The 16,953-nt window shown below is 40.6% G+C and carries 21 protein-coding genes; 10 read left to right on the plus strand and 11 right to left on the minus strand.

Annotation, left to right across the window (positions count from 1 at the left end):
* Positions 1 to 21 precede the first annotated feature (21 nt).
* Both CUU64_RS06255 and CUU64_RS06260 read right to left on the minus strand, forming a co-directional pair.
* Entirely contained in the window at positions 22 to 264 is a 243-nt protein-coding gene (locus CUU64_RS06255; RefSeq protein ID WP_101632397.1) for a spore germination protein, read from the minus strand.
* Between the two features lie 13 nt (positions 265 to 277).
* Complete coding sequence (locus CUU64_RS06260) at positions 278 to 520, minus strand: spore germination protein (protein WP_101632398.1); 243 nt, start codon at positions 518 to 520, stop codon at positions 278 to 280.
* Between the two features lie 153 nt (positions 521 to 673).
* Between CUU64_RS06260 and CUU64_RS06265 the strand changes: the two genes are divergently transcribed.
* Entirely contained in the window at positions 674 to 1,447 is a 774-nt protein-coding gene (locus tag CUU64_RS06265; protein ID WP_101632399.1) for an SDR family oxidoreductase, read from the plus strand.
* Positions 1,448 to 1,474: 27 nt separating this feature from the next.
* Here the strand turns inward: CUU64_RS06265 and CUU64_RS06270 are convergent, their stop codons facing one another.
* Complete coding sequence (locus CUU64_RS06270; RefSeq protein ID WP_101632400.1) at positions 1,475 to 2,839, minus strand: MATE family efflux transporter; 1,365 nt, start codon at positions 2,837 to 2,839, stop codon at positions 1,475 to 1,477.
* 91 nt (positions 2,840 to 2,930) lie between these two features.
* Positions 2,931 to 4,022 carry a mechanosensitive ion channel family protein gene (locus CUU64_RS06275; protein ID WP_101632401.1) on the minus strand — a complete coding sequence of 364 codons (1,092 nt, stop codon included), beginning with the start codon at positions 4,020 to 4,022 and terminating at the stop codon, positions 2,931 to 2,933.
* 243 nt (positions 4,023 to 4,265) lie between these two features.
* On the opposite strand from CUU64_RS06275, the gene CUU64_RS06280 reads away from it, so the two are divergent.
* The gene (locus CUU64_RS06280; protein ID WP_101632402.1) at positions 4,266 to 4,418 is read left to right on the plus strand and encodes a YflJ family protein; all 153 of its coding nucleotides are present in this window, start codon (positions 4,266 to 4,268) and stop codon (positions 4,416 to 4,418) included.
* Positions 4,419 to 4,457: 39 nt separating this feature from the next.
* Here CUU64_RS06280 and CUU64_RS06285 read toward each other — a convergent pair whose 3' ends face one another.
* Together CUU64_RS06285 and CUU64_RS06290 are read right to left on the minus strand one after the other, a co-directional pair.
* Entirely contained in the window at positions 4,458 to 5,018 is a 561-nt protein-coding gene (locus CUU64_RS06285) for a GNAT family N-acetyltransferase (RefSeq protein ID WP_101632403.1), read from the minus strand.
* 337 nt (positions 5,019 to 5,355) lie between these two features.
* Positions 5,356 to 6,138: an undecaprenyl-diphosphate phosphatase gene (locus tag CUU64_RS06290; RefSeq protein WP_101632404.1), complete on the minus strand. Its 783-nt coding sequence runs from the start codon at positions 6,136 to 6,138 to the stop codon at positions 5,356 to 5,358.
* Positions 6,139 to 6,304: 166 nt separating this feature from the next.
* Between CUU64_RS06290 and CUU64_RS06295 the strand changes: the two genes are divergently transcribed.
* The 4 genes from CUU64_RS06295 to CUU64_RS06310 all read left to right on the plus strand — a co-directional run bounded on the left by CUU64_RS06295 (position 6,305) and on the right by CUU64_RS06310 (position 9,702).
* The gene (locus CUU64_RS06295; protein WP_101632405.1) at positions 6,305 to 6,625 is read left to right on the plus strand and encodes a DUF4870 domain-containing protein; all 321 of its coding nucleotides are present in this window, start codon (positions 6,305 to 6,307) and stop codon (positions 6,623 to 6,625) included.
* A gap of 186 nt (positions 6,626 to 6,811) precedes the next feature.
* Positions 6,812 to 7,615, plus strand: a complete 804-nt coding sequence (locus CUU64_RS06300) for a hypothetical protein (protein ID WP_101632406.1) — start codon at positions 6,812 to 6,814, stop codon at positions 7,613 to 7,615.
* A gap of 95 nt (positions 7,616 to 7,710) precedes the next feature.
* The gene (locus tag CUU64_RS06305; RefSeq protein WP_101632407.1) at positions 7,711 to 8,274 is read left to right on the plus strand and encodes a beta-class carbonic anhydrase; all 564 of its coding nucleotides are present in this window, start codon (positions 7,711 to 7,713) and stop codon (positions 8,272 to 8,274) included.
* Positions 8,275 to 8,400: 126 nt separating this feature from the next.
* The gene (locus CUU64_RS06310; protein WP_101632408.1) at positions 8,401 to 9,702 is read left to right on the plus strand and encodes an NCS2 family permease; all 1,302 of its coding nucleotides are present in this window, start codon (positions 8,401 to 8,403) and stop codon (positions 9,700 to 9,702) included.
* An 88-nt stretch (positions 9,703 to 9,790) separates the two neighbouring features.
* Here CUU64_RS06310 and CUU64_RS06315 read toward each other — a convergent pair whose 3' ends face one another.
* The gene (locus CUU64_RS06315; protein ID WP_101632409.1) at positions 9,791 to 10,075 is read right to left on the minus strand and encodes a hypothetical protein; all 285 of its coding nucleotides are present in this window, start codon (positions 10,073 to 10,075) and stop codon (positions 9,791 to 9,793) included.
* A 123-nt stretch (positions 10,076 to 10,198) separates the two neighbouring features.
* Between CUU64_RS06315 and dapF the strand changes: the two genes are divergently transcribed.
* Positions 10,199 to 11,185 (plus strand): diaminopimelate epimerase, encoded by a 987-nt coding sequence (gene dapF / locus CUU64_RS06320; protein WP_101632410.1) that lies wholly within the window; start codon positions 10,199 to 10,201, stop codon positions 11,183 to 11,185.
* Positions 11,186 to 11,231: 46 nt separating this feature from the next.
* Here dapF and ligD read toward each other — a convergent pair whose 3' ends face one another.
* Positions 11,232 to 13,076 (minus strand): DNA ligase D, encoded by a 1,845-nt coding sequence (gene ligD, locus CUU64_RS06325; RefSeq protein WP_257985457.1) that lies wholly within the window; start codon positions 13,074 to 13,076, stop codon positions 11,232 to 11,234.
* Between the two features lie 156 nt (positions 13,077 to 13,232).
* On the opposite strand from ligD, the gene ku reads away from it, so the two are divergent.
* On the plus strand, positions 13,233 to 14,075 hold the full coding sequence (gene ku / locus CUU64_RS06330) for a non-homologous end joining protein Ku (protein ID WP_101632947.1): 843 nt from the start codon (positions 13,233 to 13,235) through the stop codon (positions 14,073 to 14,075).
* A gap of 248 nt (positions 14,076 to 14,323) precedes the next feature.
* Here the strand turns inward: ku and CUU64_RS06335 are convergent, their stop codons facing one another.
* Together CUU64_RS06335 and CUU64_RS22500 are read right to left on the minus strand one after the other, a co-directional pair.
* Complete coding sequence (locus tag CUU64_RS06335) at positions 14,324 to 14,599, minus strand: MscL family protein (protein ID WP_257985458.1); 276 nt, start codon at positions 14,597 to 14,599, stop codon at positions 14,324 to 14,326.
* A gap of 7 nt (positions 14,600 to 14,606) precedes the next feature.
* Positions 14,607 to 14,717 (minus strand): MscL family protein, encoded by a 111-nt coding sequence (locus CUU64_RS22500; protein ID WP_257985439.1) that lies wholly within the window; start codon positions 14,715 to 14,717, stop codon positions 14,607 to 14,609.
* 376 nt (positions 14,718 to 15,093) lie between these two features.
* Here CUU64_RS22500 and CUU64_RS23070 point away from each other — a divergent pair, with 376 nt between their 5' ends.
* Positions 15,094 to 15,186, plus strand: coding sequence for a putative holin-like toxin (locus tag CUU64_RS23070; protein ID WP_219621860.1), 93 nt, complete (start codon positions 15,094 to 15,096; stop codon positions 15,184 to 15,186).
* A gap of 247 nt (positions 15,187 to 15,433) precedes the next feature.
* The gene (locus CUU64_RS06340) at positions 15,434 to 16,084 is read left to right on the plus strand and encodes an MOSC domain-containing protein (RefSeq protein ID WP_101632412.1); all 651 of its coding nucleotides are present in this window, start codon (positions 15,434 to 15,436) and stop codon (positions 16,082 to 16,084) included.
* A 46-nt stretch (positions 16,085 to 16,130) separates the two neighbouring features.
* Here CUU64_RS06340 and CUU64_RS06345 read toward each other — a convergent pair whose 3' ends face one another.
* Positions 16,131 to 16,745, minus strand: a complete 615-nt coding sequence (locus CUU64_RS06345; protein WP_101632413.1) for an SAM-dependent methyltransferase — start codon at positions 16,743 to 16,745, stop codon at positions 16,131 to 16,133.
* Between the last annotated feature and the right edge of the window lie 208 nt (positions 16,746 to 16,953).

The raw sequence follows: 16,953 nt of genomic DNA on the forward strand, positions 1-16,953 counted from the left end.
TCTCCTGGAAACTCGAACGCGTTAAAATTGATTTGCAACCGGCATGGAAGGGGTGGCAATTTGGTCTTGATCGGTGAAATCGGGATCCAACATACCGTTAGCCATACATGAGCCGGAAAGGGAAAAATCTCCAAAAGCAAAATTTGATCCAATTTGCTTAAAATTGGATGTGTGGCTGTTATGGATAGTAGGGCCAATATCAACGTTGGCATTATTCGTGATAACGTTTGTTTTGATATTGAAGATGTTAATTTGATAAGGCATTGGGAATCATCCTTTACGCTTGATTAGATATCACCGGAGCAGGGTTTGCAATATCGCCTTGATCATTTAAATCAGGATCGATATACACATTTTCCATCTGGGCATGCGGTGGGGCATAATCTCCATATGAAGAGTTTTGCCCAGTCGATTTCGTATTGGCAGTCGGTGAATTGTGAAGCGACTCACCTATATTAATACTACCGTTGCTTGAGATATTATGGATCTTAAGGCTGTATATATTGATAACAGTCTGCATCCTCACAAATCCCTCCTGAAATTGATGTGTTATTCTATGCCAGCACCTGCCTAATCGTTAATGAATATCTTTAGCGATGGATTGAAATTTAGAGAATGAAAGAAATTTATGTATAATAAAATAAACATTCCAAAAATAAAGAGGTAATTTTCTGTGATGGAAAAAATAGCTTTGATAACGGGCGGGGCCACAGGTATTGGTCGAACAACTGCAAAAGTGCTTGCGGAATCCGGGATTTCCGTTGCATTCACCTATCGAAAAAGCAAAGCAGAAGCGGAGAATCTGGCAAATGAACTTGCAAGCGTATATGGAGTCAGTGGATTTGCTGTCAAAGCGGATGCAGCTGATGAATCTGAATGTAAGAGGGCAGTCAGTGATATCATGGGAAAATACGGAAAAGTTGATATCTTGATCCATAATGCCGGCCCTTACATTCATGAACGGAAATCGATGGCCGAATATACCAGTGAAGAATGGAGATATTTAATTAACGGTAATTTAAATGGTTTTTTTTATATGGCGAAAGAAATCATTCCGCATATGAGAAAGAATAAATGGGGAAGAATTGTGACATTTGGCTTTGAAAAGAGTGAAACAGCCCCTGGATGGATATATCGCTCCGCTTTTGCTGCCGCAAAAAGCGGACTAACCTCACTAACCAAGACGCTTGCTTTGGAAGAAGCATCATTCGGCATTACGGTAAATATGGTTTCACCTGGAGATGTCATAGGCAAATGGAAAGAAGAGAGCATAGACTCGGCTAAGGAGCGAAAGGACGAAACGGTGCCTGTTGGCAGGCCTGGTACTGGTGAAGATCTTGCAAGGGTAATTCGCTTCCTTTGTGATGAGAAGTCGGACTTTATCACGGGAAGTGTGATTCCGGTAACAGGAGGGAAAGATGTATTACATAAAATTTATCAAGAATAAAAAAGCTGACTATTCTAAGTCAGCTTCTTATTTTACCGCATATTGTTTTGGATATTTGATCCGTTGAATGTAAAACAAGCGGCCTGATAGACCGATGGCACCCATGGCCAAGCCTGTAATAAGACCGATCCAATAGCCGAAAGCACCTAAGTCCGCGATGTTTGCGAGCACATACCCCGTCGGCAAGCCAATCACCCAATAGGATACAAGGCTCATCAAAAAGGTTACATTTACGTCCTTATAACCCCGAAGCACTCCCTGAATCGGTGCAGCAATGGCATCCGAAAGCTGAAAAAATACCGCATAAATTAAGAACTGGGCGGTAAGCTGCATTACCCTTGCATCTTCCGTATAGATGGAAGCGACAGGCTCCCTGAAAAAGAAAATGGCTAGTGCACATAGTAATGACATCGAAACAGCAGTGATGATGCCGATGAGGCTGTATGCCCTTGCATCCTGCAGGCGTGCGGCCCCCACTTCAAAGCCAACAACAATGGTAAGGGCCATCGATATGCTTAAAGGCATCATATATAGGAATGATGCGAAATTCATAGCAATTTGGTGGGAAGCGATGGTAACCGTATCAAATTCACTCATGAAGAGTGTGACTGCAGCGAATATGCTTGTTTCGAAAAAAATGGAAAACCCGATCGGCACTCCGATTTTTAATAAAGAAGCCCATTCTTTAAAGGAAACTCTGTAAAACGTTTTAAAAATCTGGTAATCCGAAAAAGGGTGGATTTTTATAATTACCGCAACTGTAATTATAGTAATAATCCAGTAAGTAATCGCAGTAGCATAACCTGACCCGATACCTCCAAGCTCTGGAAAACCAAACTTTCCATAAATAAATAAATAGTTTAATCCAACATTAATTGGAAGTGCCAGCAATGTAATGATCATGGATACTCTCGTCTGGCCCAAAGAGTCGATAAAAGAGCGAAGGGCATTGTAGATAAATAAAGGAACCATACCGATTGAAAGAGCAATCAAATAATCATGTGCAACCCGCTCAACAGTTGGTGTCAGACTCATGGCTTCTAGGATTGGATTCAACATAACAGAACCGATCATCATTACCACAATAGCCATTGCTGCTGCAAGATAAACTCCCTGAATGACAGAGTAGGGAACCGATTTTTTGTTCCTGGCTCCGATCAGCTGTGAAACGATTGGAGTTATCGCGAGCAGGATTCCGCTCAGCCCGCTATAGACCGGAACCCAGATGGAACTGCCGATTGAAACTCCCGCAACATCATCTGTGCTGTATTTGCCAGACATCATGATATCGAAAAAATTCATCGAATATAGACCGAGCTGGGTAATTAATATCGGCAGTAAAATAACAAAAAACTGCCGCAATTTTTCTGACCTGTTACGTGTGATGTTCATTCATTATGTACCTCATTGTATTTTTGTCATAGAAGGAATTATAACATATCAAAAAAGAAAAGCTGCCTCAAGGACAGCTTGACAGCTTTTCTTAGCTGCGTGATTTTTCGAATATGTCTTGGGATTCGGTTGATTCCGTTTGGACAATAAGCGTCCTTGTAGGGAATGCAAGCTTCACATCTTCTTCTTCAAAAATCTCCATGATCTTAAAGTTGATATCTTCCTTTATTTCTAAGTAAGAGGCGAAGTCTGTCAGGCTCGTAAAGAAATACAAATAGATGTCTAGGCTAGAGTCGTTGAATTTATCAAATTTGACAAGGATTGTGTCGGGATGAACCAGTTCATGGTGGGTAAGCATATTTTCAATTCGTCGAATGACCTGCTCCAGTTGGGCTTTAGGCGTATCATAAGACACCCCTAGATGAAAAGCCACCTGTCGTTTCCCCATTTTAGACCAGTTAATGATCGGTTCATTTGATAAGGTTGAATTCGGAACAGTTACCAACGCTTGTGCAAATGTTCGTACCTTAGTACTGCGGAATGTGATATCCTCAATGGTTCCTTCGACGCTTGGTGTCTTTATCCAATCCCCAATCGTAAAAGGTTTTTCGGTGACGATAACCAAGCCTCCAAACAGGTTGCTTAACGTTTCTTTGGCTGCCAGGGCAAATGCCAATCCGCCAAGCCCCAGCCCTGCAACAAAACCATTTACATTGTAACCCCATTCTTCAGCTACAATACTTGTCGCCAGAGCAAAAATAATAATCTTCAGCATTTTTGTGATAAATGGTACTACAATCTGGTCGACATCCATGTCTATTTTCTTCATAAGTTTCGGAAACAAAACAGTGCCGATCGAGCTGAGATTAATCAAGCTCCATGCAGTAAGTACAATGAAACCGGAACGAAACAATTTTTTTTCAGTCTTATCTTCTATGATTTCATATGGAAAATAGCTCAAGCTGATAAAAATACCGATCAAAACAATTAGCCAACGAACCGGCTTTTCAAGTGCCAACATTATATTGGCGGCAGTATGAATGTTTCTCTTTTCAGCAAAGCGTAGGAAAAACTTGAATATGTATGTGGTAAAAGCCTTTCGTAAACCGATGAATAAAAGAAAGATGCCGATTGCAATACCAATCTGTATCCATAGATTTGGGCTGATAAAATCTGTAGGCAATGTAAAACCTCCTGGATAATCTAAGTGTTTTCTAGTTTCTAAACTGAATGCATATGGGAAAGAAAAACTACCATAAAATAGGATAACAAATAAATAAAATGGATGCCACCGAAGAGTAGCTACAGTAATAGTATAGTAATTGATAATGTTTTCCGGTTAAAAGGTACAAAAGATGTAGGAAATCGGTCTGACTCGCTGCTTATTTTCATACTATGTATAACAACCGGGAAAAGGGGGGAACCTATGGCACATATCTATTCAAAGGGCTGGTTCATCCAACGCCTGACAGAAGCTGGAATTACTATGCATCCTGTTGAAAGGAGAAAATTACAGCTTTATAAAACATATGTGCTCCGCAATCTTTATAAGGATATAATCGAAAGTAAGCAAGAATAAGAGATGTCAAAGTAAAAGCCGGCGCATTTGCACCGGCTTTTATGCTTCCAGGAGTTGATGTGTATTGTCCTCGTTATGGTCCTGCCTAAGAATATGGAGGTTATACAAATCCTTCGGAATTTCGAATAAATCGTAAATCTCGCCATCCTGGTTTAACTTATCGTATAACGATTTCCTCGTTTCATTCGCTTTGATTACATAAGGTAATTTTTTGGCCGCGCGAATTGAGCGATGGTTCAGCTTGCGGATTCGCATATACACGGTATCAATGCCCAGATCAAAAAACAGTTCATTGAAAAAAGCCTCTTTAGCCAGGGAATTATATCCTTTACCATGATAAGGCTTGCCAAGCCAGGTAGCTAAAAATCCTGCATTGTCCTCAATATCAAACAACGAGATCGTGCCGATTGGCGTTCCCCATTCATCCGTAATAGTACGGGAAATCAATTCCCCATTTTCTTCAGCTTCCATCGTTTGCTTTGTTACAAATAAATATTCTTCATATGAATCTGTTTTATGGCGCACGAAAGGGAAGACATCTGGATGTTTCATCAATTCAAAAAGAGGATTACAATCTGATAAATCTCTTCTTTTTAACATTTCCGTCCCTCCGCATGAGGGCAGTCTTCATGTGTACTCTGCCCACCCTCGAAATTTTTTAAATCATGCATCAAAAAATTTCGGGGTGGGAATCGAACCCACTAGAACCGGAAACCGGTGGCGCACCATTTGCCTTCCCTATGTTATTTTTACTTGCATTTCTTAGTATAAACTTCCCTTAAAAAACTAATTTTTTTGTTGCTACGAAGGTATCATACTAAAAATATTTAAAAAAGAAAATAGGTATCTTCCCTTTTTTTTTCGTCAAATTTCTCCAGTTTTTATTCGGGAAGTTTGCCTACTGAAAAAGTGATCTTTCTCCCTTATTTAGTCTTTGCTAAAATACCCCAGCTGCTTGAAGTACAAGAATCAGCCCGCCCAGGGTCCAGACATATACAGAAAAAACTTTAAGTGATTTTTTTTGAAGGAATGAAATCATCCAGACGACAGCAATATAGCCGAACAAGGCTGCGGAAAGCGTGGCTACCAGCATGGAAGAAAAAGATATATATTCTGCACTTCCATTTAGCAGTGGTTTCATTTGGAAAACAATACCGCCTGCAATTGCCGGAATAGAGAGCATAAAAGAGAAGTAGGCAGCAGTCGAGCGGTCCAATCTACAGAATAGGCCCGCAGCAATAGTAAGGCCGGAACGCGATAAAGCCGGCATGATGGCGGCGGCCTGGAAAGTGCCGATAATGACAGCATCCTTAATGGAAATATTCTGCATCGATTTACTGCCGGACTTTACGCTATCGGCCAACCATAGTATCAAACCTGTCACAAGAAATTCCCAGCCGATTGTTATACCTGTCTTGGATATCTCATCAAAAAAGTCGCTAAACAGGACGCCAAATATTACAGCCGGAACCGTCCCACATATGAGCAGGAGCATTGTCTTTGAAAAAGGGTTTTTTAAGAGTGTGAATAGCTCATGTTTATATACGACAATAAGGGCCAACAGCGTGCCAATATGGAGCATCGTATCCAGAAAAATTCCCGCTTCGTCCAAATGGAACAGATGGCGTCCTAAATATAGGTGTCCGGTGCTCGAAATAGGTAGAAATTCGGTTAAACCCTGTATCAACCCAAGAATAAACGCTTGAAATTCACTTAACAAATCCTCACCTCATTTGTGCTTGGGACAATCTTTAACACAAATGTATGCGTATATGAAAATAAACATGTTTAAAACTGTCAAAATGGCAACAAAAATAACAGGATTAATGAAACATTGAACACACTCATACGTATATAGTAACAGGAAAAATTGGGGGGATGTTCAAGTGGTAAATAATAATGAAAGGCTGCTAGCAGCGCTTATATATTTCATTAGTTTTTTTACGGTATTTATCGGGCCGCTTATTATCTGGTTGATCAAAAAAGACGATTCTCGTTTCATTGATTTTCATGGCAGGGAATATTTGAATTTTATGATTTCCTACACTTTATACACAGTTATAGCAACCATCCTTTGTTTCGTATTAATTGGTTTTCTAGTTATCCCAATTATAGGGATTATTGCTTTCATCTTTACAATCATTGCGGGGGTGAAGGCCTATGATGGAAAAGAATATCGAATCCCATTTATTTTCCGTTTTTTATAAGCATCAAGGTACCTGAAAAGGTGCCTTTTTGGTTTGATTTTACGTTCTTTTGTTCTATACTCGTTTTGCCATTCTATCTTTCCAGCAAGCAGAATATAATCTAGTGAAAGTGGTAATTATCATAGGTTTTATACAATTACAATAAGTTTTAATATAATAAGCGCCAGATGAACAAAGGAGAACAAAATGAATATACGGACATATTATGAGAAAACCGCCAGCATGTGCTTCCATGCTTCCTGGATTGCCTTGATCATCGCAGTCTGTTTCTTTATTCTGCATGCAAGCAATCTGTTTCAGGGAAATATTCTAGCTATTACAACTCCATTTTTGATAGTGAGTATCGTGCAATTCACCGGGTCAAGAATATATGAACATCGAATGAAAGATTTACCCGCAGAATATGCCACGAGAGCCTCCTCTCCTTTAGAAACGAAGGATATTTTGCTGACATTCATGCCTGCCCCCACCTTACGTGTGCTTCTATTCCACCCGGACGGTTCGCTGCTTGGTGAAATAAAGGACCGTAATATGCACTGGTTCATGTGGATGGTTCCTAATTCTCTTTCAATGATTATGCCGAAGAGATATATATTAACGGATGCAGATGGGGAGGTGCTTGCTGAATATATGTTGAAAGGCGGAATAAGCCCAGCCTTATCGATTATTAATGGAAACGGTTCTCCCATTGGGACCTATAAGGAAAACCTAAGGGAATCTTTCATCCGTATAAAGGGCATGATATACACGGCGGACGGCAACGAATGGATACCGGTTAATGTAGGCGGGCTTCTTACGGTATTTGAATTAAAAACAGCTGCAGGAAAACCGATTGCAGCCTTCCAAAAGGGCTGGATGCCACTGGATTGGGGGAAAAGGTTCAAGGATCTCAATACGCCGATACTTACTTTTCATGAAAAGGCCACCGCGAATGACAAAATAGCGTTTTTCGGTTTCTGCGCATCCGCTTTTAATCATCGTTCCAACTAATTGGACGAGCACAAGTATAAGGTTTTATAAGAGTATTTTTTTCGCATATCTGATATAATTTCCTAGCATAATAAATAGGAAAGTGGTGTTCTAGAATGAGTTTATTAAGTGATGTTCTTGAGTTTAATGAAAAGTTTGTAGAGGACAAGCAGTACGAACAATACCAAACGGATAAGTTTCCGGATAAAAAAATGGTAGTTATTAGCTGTATGGATACCAGGCTTGTAGAATTGCTGCCTAAAGCAATGAATTTAAAGAATGGTGATATAAAGCATATCAAAACAGCAGGGGCTGTGGTCTCTCATCCTTTTGGAAGCGCAATGCGAAGTATCCTTGTTGCTATTCACGAATTGAAAGCCCAAGAAGTATTTGTCGTTGGCCACTATGATTGCGGCATGTCATCAATCAACGCTGATGCAATGATTGAAAAAATAATCAACCGCGGAATTTCAGAAGAGACAATCAAAACCATGGAGAATTCAGGTATTGATTTGAGAAGTTGGCTTCGTGGGTTTAATGATGTTTCAGAAAGTGTAAACAACAGTGTTTCCATCATTAAAAATCATCCACTTATCCCGAAAGATATAGCTGTTCACGGGCTGGTAATCTCCCCGGAAACAGGAAAGCTAGATACAGTCGTGAACGGCTACGAAAGCTAATCCGAATAGAATCGCGGCATTGTTGATAAACTAAGTTAGAAAACAATATTCGAATCATTCGTTTAGTGCGGTTTGTCACTATTACAAACGGGCGGGAGAGGGCTATTACATACAAGAGGACACATCATGTATAAGTCTTTTTTTAAAAGGATTTTTCAGCTATCTGAAAATGGAACAACGATCAGACGGGAAGTTCTGGCAGGATTTGTTAGCTATTTTACAATCGTCTACATCATTGCAGTCAATTCGTTGATCCTTTCTGAAGCAGGGATGCCGATGGACGGTGCGATTTTCGCTACGATCCTGCTTTCCGCTGTAAGCTGCATCCTGATTGGTTTATGGGCGAACGTACCAATCATTCTCGTTCCGGGAATGGGCATAAATGCTTTTTTCTCCTATACTATGGTTGAAAGCATGGGGATGTCCTGGCAAGCTGCACTAGCAGCTGTTTTCGTTACCGGATTGATTTTCCTTATTGTGGCATTCAGCCCTTTTTCAAGTATATTGAGCGACGCTATCCCGGTCTCCTTAAAGGAAGCTATTACCGTTGGCTTGGGTTTATTCCTAATGCTGCTCGGATTGGAGAAAGGCCGGCTGATCACAAAAGGCGAAACCTCGATAATCACTTTTGGAGATCTGGGTGATCCATATGTGGTCGTTTCTGTCTTGACCCTGGTGATTGCCTTGGTTTTATTTGTCCGTAACATACAGGGAAGCTTCCTGATCACAATTGTTTTAGGCTGTATAATCGCAGCTTTGTTCGGTACCATTGATTTTTCAGGCTTTGAGTGGGGCGGCCTTGATTTCGCCTCCTATCAAAAGGTGTTCCTTTCCATGTCATTTTTGGAAATGGGGAAGTTTGAATTTTGGATAGCGGTATTTTCCCTGGCGATGGTCATCATATTTGAAAATATCGGCCTTGTCCACGGACATGTAGCCAGCATTAACCACCCTGAGCGATATCAGAAAGCTTTCCGTGCAACCGGTGTATCTGTACTTTTATCCGGCATCTTTGGTTCCAGTCCTACCGTGGCAACAGTTGAAACCGCTGCAGGGGTTGCGTCAGGCGGCCGGACGGGATTCACTTCGGTAATTACCGGGCTCTTATTCATCTTGTCCATACTGTTTATTCCTGTGATCAAGATGATACCGGATAGTGCTATTGCTCCCATATTAATCATAATTGGTATCTTAATGCTTCAAAATATCAAGCATCTTGATTTTGATGATTTGTCCGAAAGCATTCCAGCAATTATGGTCATCGCAATGATCCCTTTCACTTATAGCATTGCAGACGGCATGGCAATCGGATTTATTCTTTATCCAGTCCTCAAGCTCATGCTGGGCAAGGGAAAGCAGGTTTCCGTAGTACTGTATATCATTTCTGCATTGTTCTTGGCATATTTCGTTTTTAGGGCAATAGGCTGAAGCTCACTGAAGCGGCCTTTGAGAAATTACTGCTTGCCGGCAGGGAAATTGCTCAATGGTTCGCTTCTTTTTTATGCCAGGCTGGGTATCACAAAAAAGGTTTTTGCGGCTTGATATAGCGTCTGAGTTCTATCAGCAGCATTTTTTTCATTGTGGGTGTACCATCGATAGAATGGATGTCCCCGGGCAAGGGGAAAATTCCAAATTCATTTAGGTCTGCACGTAATTCGCCTTCCCAAAGCAGCTGTTTATCCATGGTGTATACTTTTGAAGACACAACGGCCCTTTTGGTTTCATTATCCAGCTCAACAACTCTTTCAACAAAAAAATCAAAAAGATACGTATACTTTTTGAATGTAGATTTCACTTTCACCTGCTGGTACTTCCTTTCTTAAGATGCTATTATAGTTAAACGGAACGCTTTGATATGTTATTAATAGAATAGTATAACATCTTACATATTTTGTAACGTATAAGATAAAGGGAAGTGACTGCTATGAAGTTGGAATTGTTAAAATGCCATGGTTCAGGAAATGACTTTTTATTAATCGATGAACTGACAAATGATCTCTCTTTTACAGAAGAAGAACGAAAGGACCTTGCTCAGCTTTTATGCAACAGGGAAACTGGTCTAGGTGCTGATGGGATTCTTTACGTGCTTAAAAGTCAAAGCTGCGATGCGAGAATGCGCGTTTTTAATGCAGATGGCTCAGAAGCATCGATGTGCGGAAACGGACTCCGATGTGTGGCTCGATTCGCCCATGAGGTGATTGGCAAAGATAAATTGCTTATCGAAACAATGAAAGCTAACTTGGAAGTGGAGAAAACAGCAGATATTTATAAAGGTATTCCAACTTTCAAGGTGGAAATTTCACCGGTTTCGTTTGATACAGCGGACCTTCCGCTTCAGATTGAAAATGACACACTGATTAATGATAAACTTCCGCAATTATCTGATTCGCTTGTATTTACAGCACTTGCGGTACCCAACCCTCATCTTGTATCTATTGTAACGGATGATGTCCTTCATTCGGATGTCCAGGAAAAGGTCTCCAAGAAGGTAAATAGCCCGAATGATTTATTTCCCGATGGTGTGAACGTCAGTTTCATAAAACCAATAGAAGAAGGCCATATTTTTGTTAGGACATTTGAAAGAGGGGTAGGTTTCACGAATGCATGCGGAACAGCAATGTCTGCATCAACCTTGGTGACATGCTTGAATGGAATCAACGCTGTTGAACAAGAAATCTCCGTATACAACAACGGAGGCAAGGTAAAATGTGTCGTTCATCATAATCAGGAAGAAGACCAATACAAAATTGATTTGATTGGAAATGGAACGTACGTTTATCAAGCTTCCGTTGAGATTAAACTTGGAGATTCCACAGATTTTTCATTACTATCACAAGAAAATTTTGACCAGGAGACACAACTCTACTCTGAATTCCAGGAAGAGGTACAATCATATTTGAATAATAACTAAATGGAGAAAGCCGATCTGCTTTTCAAGCAGGCCGGCTTTTTTTAACTTATGAATTTCTCCCTTTCAGAAATTGGAGCACTTCTTCAAATGGCTGTTCTCCCCTTGCTTCTTCATAGCCTGAAAACGGGCAGCCCAGGCTTCGGATCCTTTGAGGGACTGTCCATACTGTATAGTCTTTTATCGATAAATTCTCCGATAATTCCTCCCAATACAGCGGAGTCGCCACGCCGGCAAAATCGTTTCCACGGGGGGAGTATGGAGAAATGATGGTCTTTCCTTCACTATGTTGTACAAAATCGAGATAAAGCCGGTTATGGCGATTTTTCTTAAGCCTCTCAACCGTAAAAATATCTGGATGGGCATCTGTTAGGAAATCAGCCAGGAAGTTGGTGAATATTCGAGTATCCCGGTAACTGAAGGTGTCGGCTGGAAGGGGAATATGGATTTGCAGCCCTTTATTACCCGAAGTCTTAATAAATGACTTAAGATTAATCGAATCAAGTACGTTTTTACTTTCTAGAGCTGCTTTAACAGCTAAATGAAAAAGATCGGGCGAGGGTGGATCAAGATCCAGGACAAGCTCATCAGGGTGAGTCTTCCCGGCCTTTTGATAAGGCGTGTGGAACTCCAGGGCCAACTGGTTGCCAAGCCAGATTAACGTTTCCAAATCATTGCATAAAATATAATCGTTGCCGTCCTCTGATGAGAAGGACTCTACAAAATCCGGGGCATAGTCAGGCCGATTTTTTTGAAAAAATCGCTCCTCTCCCCTTAGTGTGCCATGTGGATACCTGATCGTTGTTAATTCCTTGCCTTCAAGATGATGCAGGAACCACGATGAAACGTCGCGTAAATATTGAAGGTATTCAATTTTCGTGATGAGTTTATTCTGTAATTTCCAGATTGGTTTATCCGGTGAAGTAACCGGTATGGTGGAAGGGAAAGTATATTGGCCTTCGGTAAACCGTTCCCACGTACATTCTTCAGGCTTTACTGTTGTCAAAAACTCTTTAAATTGCGGTTCACGCAGATCTGTGTCTTCATAGGCATGAAGAAAATTGACAGCTAAACAAATGGAAGGATGAATATAATACTCATTCCCATGTACCTCAGTTGCGTTATGTTTGATAATCTGTTGAAGGATGGAGCGGTCATGCTGGCATATCCCGTTTTTCACCTGGCCTATAATTAGGGGATCGCCTGCCCTGTATACTCCTAAAGTAAAATACCCGTTTTCAATGTTCATGGAAGTAATAAAGCATGGAACCGTCCTCCAATTTTTTACTTTTATCCAGCCGCTTGTGCGCTTTCCTTCCTCCCACAAACTGCTTTCATGTTTCGCGATTATTCCTTCACCGTCATGGAGCACCACTTTCTCTAATATTTCCTCCAAATCCTGAAAAATAGGTATGAACTGTATTATTGCCATATCCAGCGGATTTGGTTTTAGCGGCAAATTGAGATTTATGCAAAGCTTTTCAAGCTCTCTTTTCCTTTTCCTAAACGGTGTTGATTTCCATGATTTCCCTTCCTGAAGTAAAAGGTCAAATGCCAAAAAGCGAGATGGTGATAAACTGGCAGCTTCTCGAATAGGCTGTTTGGTCTTCAACCGGCCTCTCCATTGCAAGTGCATGAAGTCTGACTTTAATGGGTTAGAAAGCCAGACGAGTTCCCCATCAATTGCTAATGGCAAGAACGGATTAAGCTTAGGTTTGATTTCTTCAACAAAACGTTCAATCTCTGGGAATGCGGGAAGCAATTCCTTTCCGTTCCTGCTGGTCAGGGAGGTTTTATCTTGATGAATGCTTAGAATGGCCCGGAACCCGTCATATTTTACTTCGTAGCCCCATGGCTTTCCGGAAGGAGCTTCTGGCTTATAAGTCGGAAGCATTGGTTTCACCTGGATCACTCTTTCTGTATGTTTTCTAATGGGCTGTTCGGTGCCAAAAGAAACGGCCATTACCAATTGTTTTTATGAGTTATTTTAAGGCGGGAAAGAAAAAATATGCTATACAGAGCATTATTTTTACAGGAAGAAGGTGAAAGCGTGCACACGATGTGGAAGGGCAGCATCAGTTTTGGCTTGGTAAACATACCGATCAAGTTGCATGCAGCAACAGAAAACAAAGACATTTCGCTCAGGACGCTCCATAAGGAATGCCATTCTCCGATCAAATATGAAAAAGTTTGTCCCGTTTGTGAAAAAGAGGTAGGAAGTGAAGACTTAGTCCGTGCTTTTGAATATACGAAAGGCAAGTTTGTGGTTATCGAGGACGAAGAATTAGAGGAATTAAAGAGGGTGAATGAAGAACGGGCAGTGGAAATAATCGATTTTGTCAAGATGGAGGAAATAGATCCAATCTATTTTAATAAAAGCTATTATATGTCCCCTAACGAAGGGGGTGTAAAAGCATATTCCCTTCTTAGGGCAGCCCTTCAGGACTCGAAAAAAGTCGGCCTGGCCAAAATTATTATCAGGGCAAAGGAACAAATGGCCGTTATCCGGGTGGTTGAAAATACGTTGTTGATGGAAACCATCCATTACCCTGATGAAGTACGTCCTGTAGCGGATGTACCCAATGTTCCGGCAGGGGAAAATGTCACCCAAAAAGAACTGGATACGGCCATTATGCTCATTGACCAGTTAACGACGAAATTTGAACCTGGGAAGTACAACGATGACTACCGGACCGCTTTATTGGAACTTATTGAATCCAAAAAAGAAGGCAGAACAATCACTCCGAAAGAACGGGATACCCCAGCAGCTGCCAATGTTACAGATTTAATGGCGGCTCTCCAAGCATCCATTGACAGGACCAAACCTGAAAAACCAGCAGCCAAAAAGAGGGCAACGCGTAAAAAGGTTGTGGCCAGGAAGAAGGAAGCTTAATTGTTTAAATCGATCCAGGGCATCAAAGAATGCACTGGATCGTTCATTTTCTTATGATAAGTATTAATGCTTGTTTACATATCGCCCGGTGAGGTATATTTCTAACAAACGATAGTTGCTACATTTAGGGGGATTCTGAGAGATAAAAAAATGACATATTTTGTTTCTTTTGAAAAGGGTTTTTAACAGGGAACGTCCGTTTTCCCTTCAGTATCTGTTAAAAAAGAGGTACATGACAGTCATCATTTTTACAGAAACTGGAATGTCCGAGATGCATTCCATTTTTTCGTTGCGGCTGTTTTTGGCTCTTCCTTCCTATAAAAGCGGTTAACTTGCTTTAATAAAAGGAAAATTACGAAAGAAATAATGAAAAAGTTTATGACATTGTTAATGAAAAGTCCGTAATTGATTGTTGCCGCTCCCGCTTCCCGGGCTGCAGCAAGTAACCTGTATTCTGTTTCCGACAGGTTTATAAACAAGTTGCCGAAATCAACTTTACCAACTATGAGCCCGATTGCAAGCATCAAAATATCATTCACCGTGTGAATCAACGATCTTGCTGAACGCTGCCCCGATCACAACTGCAACTGCCAGATCCAGTACATTTCCTCTCATGATGATTTTCTTAGATTCTTTAAACATTTTTCCCCCTGCACTTGTGTAAAAGTGAATGGATCATATATTTACATCATTCCTTAACTCAACCAATTATTCTAGCAAAAAAAAGACGCCCTAAAAAGAGCGAGAGAAGAGGAAATCTTACTTTTGAAATCAATATATAGGCGAATGTGGTAGAGTTTCAACTATATATTGTGTTTTAATTTTAACATATTTTTTTTAATGAGCAACTATTTTCAGAGAATTTTGTTTATTATTTAAGGTATTCAAATCTATTATGTAGGGCAAAAGTCATTATTTGGCACAGAATAGAACAAATGTTCGGAAAGATAGCATGTATATGATATAATAAAGATACGGCAGTACAGATCAGTGGGCGGCCGGCCACCCCGGAAAGGGGGTGAGGCTTCTGAGTATTTTCGAAACCTTAATGGCCATGTTTTCATTTGCCACTCTTGTCATCGCTATTTTGACTTTTCAGCATAGAAAATAGACCTCCCATGGCCCTTATGCATATGGTAGGTCTATACAAACTTAATATGAGCCGAGCCCCACTTTAAGGGACCGTCTGCCGTAAAGCCGTAAATGCTGGCACATTTACGGCTTTTATATTTTTTGCATTTCTTCCATAAGGATACCATAAGATTCTTGGACTGTCACGATAAGCATTATTATGTCTACCTTCAATAGGCTGAATTTTTGTATAATTAGTGTAAACTTTAAAGGAAGGGGAATATAGCATGGGATCAATTGTCTCACTTCAAATTGGAAGGCCGCAGCTGCAAATTCTTTCGGGCGCACAGCTTAATACCGCGATTAACAAAAATCCGGTAGAAAGCGCCGTAGCGACAAAGGAAAATATTAAAGGGGATGGTGTTGGAAACAGAAAAAATCATGGCGGGCCTGACCGGGTGATTTGTTTTTATGCCCATGAGCATTATCCAATGTGGGAAACACTTTTTGCGAAAAGGCTTCCAATGCCTGCTTTTGGTGAAAATCTCACAGTTAGGGGAATGAAAGAAGATGAGGTCTACATAGGAGATATTTTTAAAATTGGCGATGCGCTTGTCCAGATTACTCAAGGCCGTATCCCGTGTGCAACCATTTCCTATTTTAATAAAGAGCACACATTACTTAAAAAGATCCTGGAAACAGCTTATACCGGCTATTTTGCAAGGGTTCTAGAAGAAGGTAGGATCTATTCCCAAGGCTCAATAGAGCTTATGGACAGGGTACAGGATAAAGTGAGTGTCCTTTATGGAAATCAGGTTCTTTTCCACGATAAGGATGGGGTGGAGGGGTTGAGAAGGCTTCTGGAAATTGACGAACTTGCCGAAGTCTGGAAAAACAAAGCATCGCTGAAATTGGATGCTCTGTTTAAAAATAAATAAGGATGTAATTCATTTTTCCGAAACACCTTATTGAAATACGGCATGCTTAAAAATGGTTCTTTTTGCAAATGGCTGTTACACATACAGTTAATTGCGGCCTTACCTTTTTGAATTTTACCGATATATCGCGGAAGCCTGCATAAAATAAATCCTGCTCGATTTGGACCGCATGGGAAAAGGTCTTTTCACGCGACGCATCTTCTTCCCTCGGCTGCACAGTAATTGCGATTCTTCCCCCATCGCGCATTAATTGATGGATTCGGATCAACGATTTTCTTTTATTTTTCCAAAGTGGATAGTTGTTTACTGAAATGACTTTTTTATAGGGTGATAGATTTTCGTTGAAATCAGCAATATCACCCTGGAACAATCTTAGACGCCCGTTTCTGATAACCTGCTCATTTTTTGAAAGGACAGTATGAAGCATAGTCTCTGACAAATCGATCCCGTCAATTTGGAGGTTCCGATATCTTTGGAACATTTCCTCAATGGCGTATCCGGGACCAAATCCTATTTCTAAAATATGGTCTCCTGGTTGGATACCAAGCCGATCGATGGTCCAGCGGTTTATTTTTCTGTTCTCAAAAAACATCACCAAGCCTGCCAGCCTTCCTAGTGCGCCATTTGGTTTCCTAAACTGTTTTGCCAGTGCACCAAGCATCTTGATCCTCCTTGTCTTTAATTGGGCTTTTACTATTCATATAACCAAAATAAACGTAACGAAACATCTGTAGACATATAATTGTTGTTTACAAAAATCAAATCCATTGTATTTCCTCCTCACTAAAACAGGCATCCTAAGTGTCTTTATTGATATTTGTTAGGGAAAAAAAGCGTTTTTTGCAAGAAGAAGGATTGGTGGTGACATT

Origin of the sequence: Bacillus sp. V5-8f, assembly GCF_002863565.1 — a bacterium.
Classification (GTDB): domain Bacteria; phylum Bacillota; class Bacilli; order Bacillales; family DSM-1321; genus Peribacillus.